Source organism: Frankia sp. AiPs1, assembly GCF_023716945.1.
Taxonomy (GTDB): Bacteria; Actinomycetota; Actinomycetes; order Frankiales; family Frankiaceae; genus Frankia.
The window spans coordinates 1-14,851 of sequence record NZ_JAMQQF010000105.1 but is presented as its reverse complement, the minus strand read 5'-3'; the positions used below and the strand labels follow the sequence as shown (position 1 = coordinate 14,851).

At 72.3% G+C, this 14,851-nt stretch carries 7 protein-coding genes; 3 read left to right on the top strand and 4 right to left on the bottom strand.

Annotation, left to right across the window (positions count from 1 at the left end; genetic code table 11):
* From ND748_RS12550 to ND748_RS12540, 3 genes are all read right to left on the bottom strand, one after another.
* Positions 1 to 2,120, bottom strand: a 2,120-nt coding sequence (locus ND748_RS12550) for a serine/threonine-protein kinase (RefSeq protein ID WP_251745970.1), incomplete at its 3' end; no start/stop codon positions are given.
* Between the two features lie 553 nt (positions 2,121 to 2,673).
* Positions 2,674 to 3,312 (bottom strand): two-component system response regulator, encoded by a 639-nt coding sequence (locus ND748_RS12545; RefSeq protein WP_044887848.1) that lies wholly within the window; start codon positions 3,310 to 3,312, stop codon positions 2,674 to 2,676.
* 136 nt (positions 3,313 to 3,448) lie between these two features.
* Complete coding sequence (locus tag ND748_RS12540; RefSeq protein WP_251745969.1) at positions 3,449 to 7,723, bottom strand: HAMP domain-containing protein; 4,275 nt, start codon at positions 7,721 to 7,723, stop codon at positions 3,449 to 3,451.
* Between the two features lie 174 nt (positions 7,724 to 7,897).
* Between ND748_RS12540 and ND748_RS12535 the strand changes: the two genes are divergently transcribed.
* Together ND748_RS12535 and ND748_RS12530 are read left to right on the top strand one after the other, a co-directional pair.
* The gene (locus tag ND748_RS12535; RefSeq protein WP_251745968.1) at positions 7,898 to 10,024 is read left to right on the top strand and encodes a SpoIIE family protein phosphatase; all 2,127 of its coding nucleotides are present in this window, start codon (positions 7,898 to 7,900) and stop codon (positions 10,022 to 10,024) included.
* 203 nt (positions 10,025 to 10,227) lie between these two features.
* Complete coding sequence (locus tag ND748_RS12530) at positions 10,228 to 11,040, top strand: ATP-binding protein (protein ID WP_251745967.1); 813 nt, start codon at positions 10,228 to 10,230, stop codon at positions 11,038 to 11,040.
* A gap of 395 nt (positions 11,041 to 11,435) precedes the next feature.
* Here ND748_RS12530 and ND748_RS12525 read toward each other — a convergent pair whose 3' ends face one another.
* Entirely contained in the window at positions 11,436 to 12,803 is a 1,368-nt protein-coding gene (locus ND748_RS12525; RefSeq protein ID WP_251745966.1) for a type III PLP-dependent enzyme, read from the bottom strand.
* A 518-nt stretch (positions 12,804 to 13,321) separates the two neighbouring features.
* On the opposite strand from ND748_RS12525, the gene ND748_RS12520 reads away from it, so the two are divergent.
* The gene (locus ND748_RS12520) at positions 13,322 to 14,755 is read left to right on the top strand and encodes a diaminobutyrate--2-oxoglutarate transaminase family protein (RefSeq protein WP_251745965.1); all 1,434 of its coding nucleotides are present in this window, start codon (positions 13,322 to 13,324) and stop codon (positions 14,753 to 14,755) included.
* The last annotated feature ends 96 nt before the right edge of the window (positions 14,756 to 14,851 follow it).

Sequence of the window (14,851 nt, the reverse complement as noted above, 5' to 3'; positions counted from 1 at the left end):
GTGCCCAGGATCGCGAACGCCGGGATGACCAGCAGCGACGTCGCCGCGCCGAGCGACAGCGCGCGCCGCAGCCACCCGCGGTCCGGTCGGATCTGATGCGGCGGCGCGACCACCGGCTCCTCCCGGTCCACGCCGGCCGCGCCGGTCTCAGTGGCCGCCGCGGTCTCAGTGGCCGCCGCGGTCTCGGTGGCCACCGCGGTCTCGGGGAGTTCCGCGGCCGCCGCCGTCTCGCCGGCCTCGAGGGCCGCCGCGGGCTGCGGACTCTCGAGACCGGCCACGGCCTCGCCGCTCTCGGTAGTCGCCACGGAATGGCCGTTCCCGGTGGTCTCCGCGACGGCGTCGTCGCCGTCCCGCGGCGATCCGTCCCCCTTGGCCGGCCGGGCCGCGGGCGGTATGTCCCCCGTCTGGGCCGGACGGACGTCCGCCGGCCGGGCGGACCGGGACGACGCGGGCAGGGCCTGCTGAGGTATCAGAGCGGTCGCCGCCACCACCAGCACCGCGGTCGCGTCGGCCGACGTGACCCGCGCCTCGGCCTGCTCGCCGGGGACCGCGTCGGCACCCGGAACAGCCGCGCCGCCCGGAGCATCGCGGCCGCCCGGAGAGGGATTCACCCCTGATACTTGGCCGGTTTCGGGTGAGTTCGTCCGCTGGCGCGGGGCCATCGCGGCGGTGTCCGGTCCGACCGCGGTCGCGGCCAGCGCAGACGTCGCCGCGACGGGCGAGGCGTTCGCGGGGTGCGACGGCGTCCCCGAGGCCGAGGCCGCCGCGCCGGGCGAGATCTCGCTGCCAACGGGCCGGGCCACCGTCTCCGGTGCGCCCTCGCTCCCGGGCCGGCGCCCACCCGCGGGCTTGATGTCGAGGTCGCGTTCGGACTCGGCCCTGGGCATGTCGTCGGCGTCAGCGTCCGCCTCGCCCTCGCCCTCGGTCTCCGCCGCCGACTCCGACTCCGACTCCGCCGCCGCCGACTCCGGTGCGGGTTCGGACTCAACCTGCGCGTCCGACCCTGCCCCGGCCTCAACCCGCGGCTGCGGCCCCGGCGCTCCCGACGGGTCCGACTCCGCCTCGGGCTCAACCTGCGGGCCCGACTCTGCCGCAGGCGCTTCCGGTGACCGCCGGGGATCGTCAGCGACCAGCGCGGCGGCGGGCAGCGGGCCGGTGGTCAGCGTTCTCTCCCGGGATGTCTCCGCCGGGGATGTCGCTGCCCGGGATGTCGCCGCGACGGCGCCGGCGGCGTCTTCGGGCGGTCCCATCACATCGTGTGCGGGGACCGGCCGCGGATCGTCCTCGGGAACACCCACCATGAGGTGCTCGAGCAGGTCGACGGCGCGGGGCCGGCGCTTGGGGTCCTTGCGCATCGCGGCGGAGACCAGGTCGCGCAGGTCGGGATCGAGCATCGACAGATCGGGCTCGGCGTAGACGGCACGCTGGAGCAGGGCACGCGGCGTGCCGGCGCCGAACGGCGGTTGGCCGGTCGCGGCGAACAGCAGTACGCCGCCCCAGGTGAAGATGTCGGACGCGGCGGTCACCGCCTGACCGAGTGCCTGTTCCGGACTGATGAACGCGAGCGTCCCGACACCGGACGAGGAAGTGCTCGAGTTGTCTGCGGCGACCACGTTCAGCACTCGGGCGAGACCGAAGTCGACCAACCGCAGCCCTCGCCCAGAAAGCACCACATTGGTTGGTTTCAAATCGCCGAAGACAATTCCCTCGCCATGTAGCGCGGACAGTGCCGCAGCAAGCCCCACGGCGAGCCGGGCGGTGTCGGCCGAGTGCAACGGACCGTCGTCCTCGACGCTGGCCGCCAGGGTCGGCGCGTCGATGTACTCGACGACCACGTAGGGGGGGCGGGCCAGCGTATCCAGGTCCAGGATCGCGGCGAGGCAGAACGGGGCCAGCCGGCGTAGGTGATCAAGGTCGATGCGCAGCCGGCGGCGGAACCCCGTGTCCCGCGCGAACGGCGCCGTGATCAGCTTGATGAGGACGGGGCGTGCGAGATTGTTACGGGCAAGAAACACCGGTCCGGTCCCGGCATCGACCAGCTTCCGTTCAACCGTGTACGGACCGATAGTCCTGGGATCCAGCCCGGCAAGAGCCTGGGGAGTCCGCCGGGCAATCGCCATACGACGAAACCTCCTACGGCTGCACAAACCGGCAGCGTGCGCACGCCGGCGGATCTGGTCTACAAAAGCATGCTATCGGCGCGGAGCGAGGGTGGGGACAACATCCATTCGCCCGCGGCGCGGTGTCAGCCGGGAGGCAGCGAAAGGAGCGGTCCGGAACGGACGGTCCGGTGCGGCTGGGCAGCCGATCCGACGCTACTCAGCCTTGCCAGCACGACGAAGCGTGAGGTACCGGAAGCGGATCGGAGCGCGCGGTCCGGTCCCGTCGCCCGCCCGCGACGAAGCTGTGATGTGACCGACACAACGGACCGCCACGCGCCGGTGGTCCCCCGGGCGGGCACCCGCGCTACCCCGAGCCAACCCCGGCCCGCCGAATTCCGACCCGACGGCACCCCGACCCGATGGCACCCCGACCCGATGGCACCCCGAACCAGCGGCACCCCGAACCAGCGGCACCCCGAACCAGCGGCACCCCGCTCAATCCGACGTCCCGCGCCCTGCTCGCGGGCAACCGCGGCGAACCAGGCGGACGGAGGCGAGGGCGGACGGGCGCTCAGGTGTTGTTCGAGCGGGCGAAGGGCTGCAGTCGGGCGACCAGACCGCGCACCTCCGCGCCGGCCGCGGCGATCGTCTCCTCCGCGGAGCTTCCGCCCCCGCCTTCCAGCAGGACGTCGAGCGCGATGAGGCGTTCGGCGACCTCGGTCATCAGGTCGAAGTCCCGGACCCGCTGATGAACCAGCTCGGACAGCCGCTCGTTCTTCTCGAACAGCTCCACGAACACGCTGACCTTGGCCCGCAGCAACCACGGGTCGAAGGGCTTCGCAATGTAGTCGACCGCGCCGACAGCGTAACCGCGGAAGGCGTGGTGCGGCTCCCGGTCGATCGCCGTCAGAAAGATGATCGGGGTGTCCCGGGTACGCCCGCGCTGCTTGATCCGATGCGCCGTCTCGAATCCGTCCATCCCAGGCATCTGCACGTCCAGAAGGATCACCGCGAAGTCGTCGACCAGAAGGCGTTTGAGCGCCTCCTCGCCCGATGACGCCGTGACAAGATCCTGGTCCAGCGAGGCGAGAATCGCCTCCAGCGCCATGAGATTGTCGGCCCGATCGTCAACCAGCAGGATCTTGCTGCGGGGTCGTTCCGCGGCCGGCCCGCCCTCGCCGTCGACGGAACCGCCGCTCCGCTCGGTCACCCGCCCGCCTCCTCCTTCGCGATCGCCTTGCCGGTCCATGGTGGGTGTCGCCACCCCACCACCATCGCCGATCGCTTCCGACGGCATCTCACCGCCCCACCGATAGACGCCCGAATGCGCACCATACGCGATCTGATCAATACAGATACGACCGCATCACCCCGAGGAGGTGGTCGAGATCCACCGGCTTGGTGATGTAGTCCGTGGCACCGGCGGTGATGCTCTTCTCCCGGTCCCCGGGCATGGCCTTCGCGGTCAGCACCAGTATCGGCAGGTCGGCGAAGGCGGGCATGTCCCGGATCATCGAGGTCGTTTCGTTGCCGTCCATGCCGGGGAGCATGACGTCCATCAGCACGAGGTGCACCGGCGCGGTGTCCTGCTGGAGGGTGCGGATCGCATCGTGGCCGTTGTCGGCGTAGAGCACCCGCATTCCGTACATCTCGAGGGCGCTGGTGAGCGCGAACACGTTGCGTACGTCATCGTCCACGACCAGGACCGTCGTGTCGATCAGCGGGTCGGAGTCGTCGACGTCTCCCCCGGTCGCCCGGGTGGCGGTGTCGGCCGGCTCGGTGAGGAACGGGATGCCCACCGCGGCATCGCCCGAGTGCCAGTCCGTGGTGTAGGCGGTCGCGGCCGGTGGCGAGACCCGGTACTCGACCGGACCGGCAGGCGCCGCAGCCCCACTCGACCCGCTGGCCCCGCCGGGGACGCCTGCCGCGCCAGAGCCGTTGGCAGCGCCCGAGCCGCTGCCCCCACCTGCGCCGCTGCCCCCACCGGAGCCGTTGGCAGCGCCCGAGCCGTTGGCAGCGCCCGAACCTGATCCACTCACGGTGGCGGGGACCGGCGTGGGCACGCCACCGCGCTGACCGACGACGCCGCCGACCCGGTCGGCGACCCCGTTGCGCCAGCCCTGCGCGGCCGGCGAGCCGGCCGGGGCCAGGGCCGGCCTCGTCGAGTCGTTCTGGCCCCAGCCACCGTCCACCCCGCCGACGATCATCAGGACGTCGTCGGGCTCACCCGGCGTGACCCCGAAGGCCGGCAGCTGCGCGAGCGGGGCCGCCGGCAGGTAGAGGGTGAAGGTGCTGCCGTGCCCGACCGCGCTGGACACCGCGATCGAGCCGCCCAGCAGGCGGGCGATCTCCTTGCTGATGGACAGGCCGAGCCCGGTGCCGCCGTAGCGGCGCGACGTGGTGCCGTCGGCCTGCTGGAACGCCTCGAAGATCATGCGTAGCTTGTCGGCGGCGATGCCGATGCCGGTGTCGCTGACCGCGAAGGACAGCACCGTGCCGGCCGAGCGCAGGTGCGACGCCAGGTGCGGCAGGTCGGGGCGGGCGAGGGTGACGTCGAGGCGAACGGTGCCGCTGTCGGTGAACTTCACCGAGTTGGACAGCAGGTTCTTGAGCACCTGCTGCAGGCGCTGCTCGTCGGTGACGAACTCGGCCGGCACGTCGGCGGCGAGGTTGACCTCGAACGCCAGCCCCTTCTCGTCCGCGACCGGGCCGAAGACCCCGGCGACGGCGTCGCACAGGGCGGCGGTGCTCACGTTGGCGGCGTCGATGTCCATCTTGCCGGCCTCGACCTTGGACAGGTCGAGGATGTCGTTGATCAGGCCGAGCAGCTCGGAGCCGGCGGAGTGGATCGTCTCGGCGAAGTCGATCTGCTTGCGGGACAGGTTGCGGTCGGGGTTGTCGGCGAGCAGCTTGGCGAGGATGAGCAGGCTGTTCAGCGGCGTGCGCAGCTCGTGGCTCATGTTCGCCAGGAACTCCGTCTTGTACTGCGAGGACAGCGCGAGCTGCTCGGCCTTCTCCTCGAGGCCGATGCGGGCCAGCTCGATCTCGCGGTTCTTGTCCTCCAGCAGCGCCGCCTTCTCCTCCAGCTCGTTGTTGGTGCGCTGCAGCTCGACCGACTGCGACCGCAGCTCCTGGGTGAGCCGCTGGGACTGGGCGAGCAGCTCCTCCGTCCGCGCGTTCGCCATGATCGTGTTCAGGACGACGCCGATGGTGTCGACGAGCTGGTCGACCAGGGTCAGGTGCAGCTCGGAGAACGGCGTGAACGACGCCAGCTCGATGACGCCGAGCACCTGGTTCTCGAAGACGACCGGGACGACGACGAGGTCGCACGGCGGCGCCTCGCCCAGGCCGCTGCGGATGTTGAGGTAGCCGGCGGGCACGTGCTCGACCCGGATCCGGTTGCGCTCCAGCGCCGCCTGGCCGATCAGGCCCTCGCCGAACAGGAACGTGCCGTCCGAGCGGCGCCGGGGCACCGAGCCGTAGCCGGCGACGTAGCGCAGCTTGTCGCCCTCGATGAAGTCCAGCAGGTAGACGGTGCCCTGCTGGGCGTTCACCGCCGGAGTCATCTCACTGATGATCATCTGGCAGACCGCGTAGAGGTCGCGCTGGCCCTGCATCTTGCTGCCGATGCGGGCCAGGTTCGACTTCAGCCAGTCCTGCTGCGCGTTGAGCTCGGTGGTCTCCCGCAGCCGGGCGATCATCTGGTTGATGTTGTCCTTGAGCTCGGCGACCTCGCCCTCGGCCTCCACCGAGATGGACCTGGTCAGGTCGCCGCGGGTGACGGCCGTGGACACGTCGCCGATCGCGCGCAGCTGGATGGTCAGCGTGGAGGCGAGCTGGTTGACGTTGTCGGTGAGGTCCTTCCAGGTCCCGGCCACCCCGGCGACCGTGGCCTGTCCGCCGAGCTTGCCCTCGACGCCGACCTCCCGGCCCACCCGGGTGATCTCCGCGGCGAACGAGGAGAGCTGGTCGACCATCGTGTTGACGGTGTCCTTGAGCTCGGCGATCTCGCCCTGCGCGGTGACGGTGATCTTCTGGGACAGGTCGCCGCGGGCCACCGCCGTCGTGACCAGGGCGATGTTGCGGACCTGGCTGGTCAGGTTGCCTGCCATCGAGTTCACCGACTCGGTCAGGTCCCGCCACACCCCGGAGACCCCGCGGACGTGGGCCTGCCCGCCCAGCGCCCCCTCGGTGCCGACCTCGCGGGCGACGCGGGTGACCTCGTCGGCGAACGACGACAGCTGGTCGACCATCGTGTTCAGGGTGTCCTTGAGCTCCAGGATCTCGCCCTGGGCGGCAACGGTGATCTTCTGGGACAGGTCGCCGCGGGCCACCGCCGTGGCCACCAGGGCGATGTTGCGGACCTGGCTGGTCAGGTTGCCCGCCATCGAGTTCACCGACTCGGTCAGGTCCCGCCACACCCCCGAGACCCCGCGGACGTGCGCCTGCCCGCCCAGGTTGCCCTCGGTGCCGACCTCCCAGGCGACGCGGGTGACCTCGTCGGCGAACGACGACAGCTGGTCGACCATCGTGTTCAGGGTGTGGGCGAGGCCCGCGACCTCGCCGCGGGCGTCGACGGTGATCTGCCGGGTCAGGTCGCCACGGGCCACCGCCGCCGCCACCTCGGCGATGCTGCGAACCTGGGTGGTGAGGTTGCCGGCCATGACGTTGACCGAGTCGGTGAGGTCCCGCCAGACGCCGGAGACGCCCTTGACCTGTGCCTGGCCGCCCAGCTTGCCCTCGGTGCCGACCTCCTTGGCCATCCGGGTGACCTCGTCGGCGAACGCGGAGAGCTGGTCGACCATCGTGTTCACGGTCGACTTCAGCTCGTGGATCTCGCCGCGGGCGTCGACGGTGATCTTCTGGCTGAGGTCGCCCTGCGCGACCGCGGTGGTCACCTGGGCGATGTTGCGGACCTGGCTGGTCAGGTTGCCCGCCATCGAGTTCACCGACTCGGTCAGGTCCCGCCACACCCCGGAGACGTCCTTGACCTTCGCCTGGCCGCCCAGGTTGCCCTCGGTGCCGACCTCGCGGGCCACCCGGGTCACCTCGTCGGCGAACGACGACAGCTGGTCCACCATCGTGTTCACCGTGGTGCCGATCCGCAGGAACTCCCCGCGCACCGGCTGGCCGGCGATCTCCAGCGCCATGTGCTGGGACAGGTCACCCTCGGCCACCGCGGCGATGACGCGCGCGACCTCGTGGGTCGGGCGGGCCAGGTCGTCGATGAGGGAGTTCGCCGCCTGCGTCATGTCCGACCAGCCGCCGGGGCTGCCCTGGTCCTCCATCCGCAGGGTGAGCCGCCCGTCGCGGCGGATCACCTTACTGACCCGGGCCAGCTCGCCGGCGTGGCGCTCCTGGATGGCGGCCAGCTCGTCGAACTTGCGCACCACCTCGCCGGCGTACCCCTCCCGGGCCATCAGTCGAGTGGAGAAGTCGCCCTCGCACAACCTCGTCAGACCGTGCAGAAGATCGGCGATCAGCTCATCCGACGAGGTGCGCGATGTCCGGGTCTCGTCCACGTCGCGGGTCGCATGGGGGACGATGGTCGCGATAGCGTCACCGCCGGGTGCAACGGGATCACGGCGAGCCGGGGCCTGCTGGTCGTCAGTGGAACTCATCGGTCTCCTACCTGAGCTCGGTCGGCACGATCGTCTCGGACGACGGGCCGGGCGGAGGAGCCCGGGCCAGGGGCGGTCTCCTCGGGGCACCGGCGAGGGCGGGCGTCGAAGGACAGGTGACACCAGCCGCCAGTATCCGCCTCACGATGGACAACGCAGGAGAGACTGAGCGACATGAATGGCGTAGGAGGGGCTCCGACGACGCCGACACAGGCCATCACGCTGCCGCCGACGCCCGATTCCCCCCGGTCCGCGCGGCGCTTCCTGCTCGAGACGCTGCGCGGCCGGCTCGACGACGACCTGCTCGACTCCGCGCTCCTGCTGGTCACCGAGCTGGTCACCAACGTCGTCGTGCACGCGGGCACCGCGGCCACCGTCGACGTCCAGCAGGAAGGTGAGGGCGTTCGCGTCGGCGTCGCCGACCGGCACCCGGTGCGCATCGGCATGGCGCGGGTGAAGAAGGTCGACGTGCCGCGCCCGCCGTCGGCGTTCCCCGAGGAGGCCGACTTCGGCATCGACGGGCTGCGCGAGGACGGCCGCGGCCTCGCCCTCGTCGACGCGCTCGCGACGAGCTGGGGCACCGAGCACCGTCCCGGCGGCAAGACCGTCTGGTTCCGGCTCAGTTCCGCCGGCGTCCCGGCGCAGGACGCCGCCGACGAGGTCGGGACGGTGATCGTGCCGGCCCAGACGCGGCCCGCCCGGCTCATCGCCCGCGACACCGCGCGCGCCCTGACCGCCGAGGGCGAGGTGAACGAGCTGCTCGCGCAGCTCGTCGACGCCCTGACCGTGACCGCCGGGCTGGTGCGACGCCCCGGCCGCGACGGTGGCCGGGTCGAGACCGTGGCCACCCTCGGCGTCGTCGGCGAGGCCGACGAGGCGGTGGCGTTCCCGCTGGACTCGACGCAGTCAAGCCTCGGCGAGCTGTTGTTGTGGCCTGCGCCCGGAGCGGGCCTGACCGGGTCGGGCCTGGCCGGGCTCGACGTCGACCGCATCCGGCTGGCGACCCGGTGGATGGCGCTGGCCCTCGGCGGCGGCGACATGCGCCGCGCCGAGGAGCGCCGGATCGGGATGCTGTCGTTCCTCGCCGAGGCGTCCGACCTGCTCGCCGGCAGCCTCGACCTCGGCCATTCGCTGGCTCTGCTGGCCCGGCTGCCGGTCCCGCGGCTCGCCCAGTGGTGCGCGGTCTACCTGCACCGGGAGAACGCCGATCCGAAACTGTGGTCGGCCGCCCACGCCGAGGAGAGCATGGCCGGCGCGCTGGGCACGGCGGCGGCCGACCCGGGCGGGGTACTGATGGCCGCGGTGCGGTCCGCCAGCGGCGACCGGATGCACTCGCTGACCGCGTTCGGCGGCCCGGCCCTGGTGATGGTGCTCAAGGCCCGCCGCCGAGTGCTCGGGGTGCTCGCCCTCGGACGCCCGGAGGGCAACGCGTTCGCCGCCGACGAGATCGACCTGCTCGCCGACCTCGCCCGCCGGGCCGCGTTCGCCATCGACAACGCCCGCCTCTACAGCCGCCAGGTGGAACTCGCCGGCACGTTGCAGGCCGGGCTGCGCCCACCGGATCTGCCGATGATCGAGGGCCTCGATCTCGGCTCCGCCTACGGCGCCGCGCAGTCGGCCGGTCTGGACGTCGGCGGAGACTTCTTCGACCTGCTGTGGGGCCCGCTGGGCTGGACGATCGCCATCGGCGACGTCTGCGGCAAGGGCGCCGAGGCCGCGACGGTCACCGGGGTGGCCCGCGCCGTCCTGCGGCTGCTCACCGGGCGCGGCACCGACCTCGGCGAGGTACTGCTCGAACTGAACCGGACACTGCGTGACGCCGCCTCCTCGAACCCCCACGGTCAGGGCCGGTTCTGCACCCTGGCCGCGGCGTCGATCACGGGCCCCGCGAGCCCGCCCGACCCGCCCCCGACCGGGGACCCGCAGGCCGCCGGCATCCGCCTGCGGCTGTTCCTCGCCGGGCACCCCCAGCCGGTGGTGCTGCATGCCGACGGGCACGCCTCGCTCGTCGGCCGGCCCGGCACCCTGCTCGGCGTGCTCGCCGACGACGAGGTCTCCTTCCCCGGCATCGACGTCACCCTGCGCGCCGGCGAGTCGCTGGTCTTCTACACCGACGGGGTGATCGAGGCCCGCGACGGCCGCGACCTGCTCGGCGAGGACCGGCTGCTGGCGGCGGTCGCCGGATGCGCGGGGCTGTCGGCGCAGGGCATCGCCGACCGGGTGCTCGCCACGGCCGAGCGCTTCGCCGGCGGCAACCTGCGCGACGACGTCGCGATCCTGGTCGCGCGGGTACCCGGCTGACCGGCCCCGGGTGCTGGCGACAGCCGTCACGGCCGTCCCGCGGCGATCCGGCCGGCGGCCATAACCGCAGGTCCGCCGACTACAACAAGATCGGATGACGAGTGGGCATCGCCCCAAGGGGTGCGATCCGGATTCCGAGGCTTCAATCCGCCCTGAGCGGGTACACGATAAGCGATGTCCTCGTTGTTCAGGCTTGGTGGTAGATGAGCGCGTCTTCGGTTCCGATGGACGTGGTTCGGCAGGCGACCTCCCGTTGCCCACCCGCGACCCACATACTCGCCGAGCTCCCCTATCTGCCCTCAGCCGTCCCCCAGGCCCGTCGGGTCCTGCGGGAGGGCATGCGGATGGCGGAGCTCCCCGAGGACGTCCGCAGCACCGCCGAGCTGCTCGTCAGCGAGCTCGTGACCAACGCCGTCAAGTACGGCCAGCCGCCGTTGTGGCTGCTCATCGAGATGCGCCCCGGGCTGATCCACGCCTCCGTCTCGGACACCTCGACCGTCCTGCCACAGCGACGCACCGCTGCGCCCGACGCGGAGGGTGGCCGCGGCCTGCTCGTCCTCGACGCCCTCGCCGGCAGTTGGGGGACGATCATCGCGGAGTCGGGCAAGTACCTCTGGTTCGACCTGCCGGTGCCGCCCACGCCCGCCTCCGCCGCCGAGGGTGATGGCGACGGCGATGGCGTGCACGCGGCTGCGGGCCGACCCGGAACCGACCTCGGCCCGGCGCCCACGGGCACCCCCGGCCCGGCGGGTTCGCCACTGGCCGCTGCGGATGACGCCACGACCGACGGGCGACCCGCCCGCGCGCCGGCACCCGACCCGGCCGCGCCCGCCGGGCCGCCCAGAGCCGCCCTGCTGGCGCCCTTCAGCCGGGACGACTCGCCGGCGACGACGTTCCCGACGGCCTCGACCGTCTCTCCCCTGGGGTCGCGCCCGAATGCCGGCCGCGCCCGACCGGGCATCCTGCATCCCAACGACCGCCGGCCCGGCGCCGCAATCATCAGCCGCCCGTTCTGACGCCCCTGCGGGTCGGCCTCGCCCGGCCGGATCGCCGACGCTCGGACTCAGCACGTTTCGGGGGGAGTTTCCCGGCAACGGGCCGGAACTCTTCTCGACGGCGCGACTCCATGACTCGATGACTCGGACTTCATGACGCGATGACTCGCGGCGGGTTCTCCTGCTTGGCGACACCGATTCGTCACCGACACCAGGGGCTGGGAGCTGCCGCTGAGTCTGGTGGAAGGCAGCGAAGATCCCGTCGAGCCGCCACCCGGAAACTGGAGCCGGGAAATGGAGCCGGGAGCTGGAACCGGGAGCTGGAGGAGGAGTCCGGCTGGTGGCCGGGACCCTCCTCAGGGTCGTGGCGCTGCTCCTCGACGACGGGTGAACGCTGGAATAGCGAGTGCCGGAGATCAGGCGTATCGCGGTCCACGGTCGGCGGATTCCCCGAGCACGACGCGGTCGGCTCGGGGGTGGCCGAGGAAATCCGCGAGGGCGAACTCGTAGCCGTAGGCCCCGGCCAGCGGAAAGACGACGACGTCACCGGGTCGGACCGGACCCACCGTGATGTCACGCGCGAGGGTGTCCTCCGGCGTGCACAGCTCACCCACCACCGTCACCGGTCGCCCGTCCGTGTCGACGGCCTCGGCGTCGGTCGTGATCGGAGCGGGTCCGGCGACGACCGCGAAATTGTGCACGATCTCCCAGGAGGTCGGCAGGGCGAAATGGTGGATGCCACCGCGCAGCACGACGAAATCGGTTCCGTAGGAGCGTTTGACGTCGATCACCTCGGCGGCGTACCAGCCGCAGTCGGCCACCAGCAGCCGACCCGGCTCAAAGATCACCCGGACGTCGGGCGGGATCGGTAACCGCGCGAGGCCCTCCCCGAACCGGTCCAGGTCGAACGGACGCTCGCCGCGGCGATCCGGCTCGAACGGCACGCCGAAGCCCCCGCCCACGTCGACCACCTGCAGGTCGATCCCGGCATCGGCGGCCGCCCGGTCGGCGAAGTCGAGGCACCAGCGGACGTAGTCCAGATGGGCGGCGGCGTCGAGGTTGCCCGAGACCGCGTGGACATGGAATCCGGCCACGTCAAGGTGCGGCAGCCGGCTGGCCAGCTCCAGCACGGCCGGCACCTCCGACTCGGGCACCCCGAACGCGCTCGGCCGCCCGCCCATCTGGAGGGAGCCCGCGAGGGCGACCCGTGCCGGGTTCACCCGCACCGCCACGGTGACTCGCCGGCCGACCCGCGTCGCGACCGCCTCCAGCCGCCGTAGCTCACCCGGGCTCTCGACGTTGACGATGGACACCCCCGACTCGACCAGCGCGGTCAGCAGGGTGGTCGACTTCGCCGGGCCGGACGCGATCAGGTAGGGCGGTCGGGTCGGGGCGACCCGACCGTAGGCCGCCAGGGCCAGGTGTGCCTCCCGCGCCGACGAGACCTCGAAGCCGTCCACCCCGCCACGGCCGGAGCCGACGACGCTCGGGTCGGGTCCGCGAACCTGGACGTCCCCGTCCGGCCAGGCGACGGGGGCGCCCCGCAGCAGCGCGTCGAGGACTGGCGGGAAGCCGTTGGCCTTCACCGCGTAGCAGAGTTCCGCCCAGCCGGGCAGGCAACCGCGCAGCGCGGCGGCGTTGCGCGCGGCTACGGTCGGGTCGTAGAGGTAGGCGCTGATCTCCGCCGCCCCGGCCGGTCGATCGCGCACCGCCGCGAGCACCGCGGGAGGAAGGCGCCACGCGGGCAGGGCATGCAGCGGAGCCGCCGACGGCGGCAGGTCCATCCGAGTCCTCCCCCCGCGGCCCGCTCGTCGCCCGACCGGACCACTGCGCCGTGCCCACAGTGGCAAATGCAACGCATTCCACGCAATAAAAGGGAAAATACGATACTGGCCCCTGTTCCGCGCTCCGCCGGCGACGACGGCCGCGGCGGCCCGGGCGGCCCGGGCGCAGGTGGTGATCAGCTCGCTTTGGCGGGCGCGGGGGAGATCAGCCCGCTCTGGCGGGCGCAATCGGGGCCACGCGCCGACGGCGCGGCCATGTCCCAAGACAGGCGCAACCATACCCAGGACGGAGATTCCACCCTCGGGTGTGCGCTTGGACACTGCCCGAATGGAGGGGGCCGGGGCCGGGGATGGCCCAGGAGCAGCAATTCCGCGACGAGGCAGGGCATCCAGGCGGACCATGGAGGGACCCGCCGAAGGGGCCAGCCGCGACCGTATCCTTGCGCGGAGCAACGGCTCGACACAGAGTTAGGTTAGGCTTCCCTGAACCCGGTCCGCTCGAAAGGGAGTCGCCCGCAATGACGATTTCCGCTCGAAACGGCATCAGCACCAGCATCGACCCGGTCCCGGCGGCCTGGGATCCCGCCGCCATCCTGGCGCGGCAGCGCGAGCGGGAGTCGTCCGCTCGGACCTACGCGCGCACCCTCCCGATCGTGCCGGTCCGCGCGGACGGAGCCACGGTCGTCGGCGCGGACGGCCGGCGCTACCTGGACTGCCTGTCCGGCGCCGGCACCCTGGCCCTGGGCCACAACCATCCGGACGTGGTCCAGGCGATCACCGCGGCGCTCGCCAGCGGTGCCCCGTTGCACACCCTGGACCTCGCCACCCCCGAGAAGGACGCGTTCACCGAGGAGCTGCGGGCCTGCCTGCCACCGGGGCTGGGCAGCGACGTCAAGCTGCACTTCTGCGGTCCGAGCGGGGCCGACGCGGTGGAGGCGGCAATCAAGCTCGCCCAGACGGCGACCGGGAACCAGACCATGCTCGCGTTCACCGGTGGTTATCACGGCATGACCGCGGGCGCGCTGGCGGTGACCGGCAACGTCGCCGTCAAGAACCCGTTGCCGGCCACGGCGTCGGTGGTCCGGCTGCCCTTTCCCCATCCGTACCGGTGCCCGTTCGGGGTGGGGTCCGCGCCCGGCCGCGCCGCCGGTCCGGACGGTGCGGAACTCTCCATCCGCTACATCGAGCGGCTGCTGGATGACCCGCTCGGCGGGGTCACCGATCCGGCCGGGCTGATCGTGGAGGTGGTCCAGGGGGAGGGCGGCGTGGTCGCGGCGCCGGACGGCTGGCTGCGGGCCATCCGTGAGATCACTCGCCGGCGCGGCATCCCGCTCATCCTCGACGAGGTGCAGACCGGGGTCGGGCGGACGGGACGGTTCTGGGCCGCGCAGCACAGCGGAATCACCCCCGACATCCTCGTGATGTCCAAGGCGATCGGCGGCGGACTGCCGATGGCCGTGATCGCCTACCGGGCCGAGCTGGACGTCTGGACGCCCGGCGCGCACACCGGCACCTTCCGCGGCAACCAGCTCGCGATGGTTGCCGGCCGTGCCACCCTGCGCCGGGTGCGTCAGGACGGACTCGACGACCGCGCCGCCCGGCTGGGCTCCCGCCTGCTGGTCGGCCTCGAGGCTCTCGCCCGTGACCGTCCGCATGTGGGGCACGTGCGCGGCCGCGGGCTCATGCTCGGCGCCGAACTGGTCGATCCGACCATGGCGGCGGACGCGGTCGGCGCGCATCCCGCCGATCCCCGGCTCGCCGCCCTGGTCCGGGCCGAGTGCCTCCGCCGTGGACTGATCATCGAGCTCGGTGGGCGGCACGGGGCGGTCATCCGACTCCTACCACCCCTGATCATCGGCGAGGAGGAGATCGAACGCGTCCTGGCGATCCTCGCCGACGCCACCGATGCGGCCGTGCGGCGGCTCACCGCCACCGGGCACCCGACCACGTGAGCGAAGCGCCGGAGCCCCGGCGGGGCCTCAGCGAGCTCGTCGAGCTGGCCCTCGCGGCGCTGGCCGAGGGCCGGCGTCGGCGCGGCGGACCGCTGC

What these genes read in the sequence shown, in the direction of transcription:
- ND748_RS12540 (WP_251745969.1), bottom strand. Translation starts at nt 7,723, where the DNA reads ATGAGTTCCACTGACGACCAGCAGGCCCCGGCTCGCCGTGATCCCGTT.
- ND748_RS12535 (WP_251745968.1), top strand. Translation starts at nt 7,898, where the DNA reads ATGAATGGCGTAGGAGGGGCTCCGACGACGCCGACACAGGCCATCACG.
- ND748_RS12530 (WP_251745967.1), top strand. Translation starts at nt 10,228, where the DNA reads ATGAGCGCGTCTTCGGTTCCGATGGACGTGGTTCGGCAGGCGACCTCC.
- ND748_RS12525 (WP_251745966.1), bottom strand. Translation starts at nt 12,803, where the DNA reads ATGGACCTGCCGCCGTCGGCGGCTCCGCTGCATGCCCTGCCCGCGTGG.
- ND748_RS12520 (WP_251745965.1), top strand. Translation starts at nt 13,322, where the DNA reads ATGACGATTTCCGCTCGAAACGGCATCAGCACCAGCATCGACCCGGTC.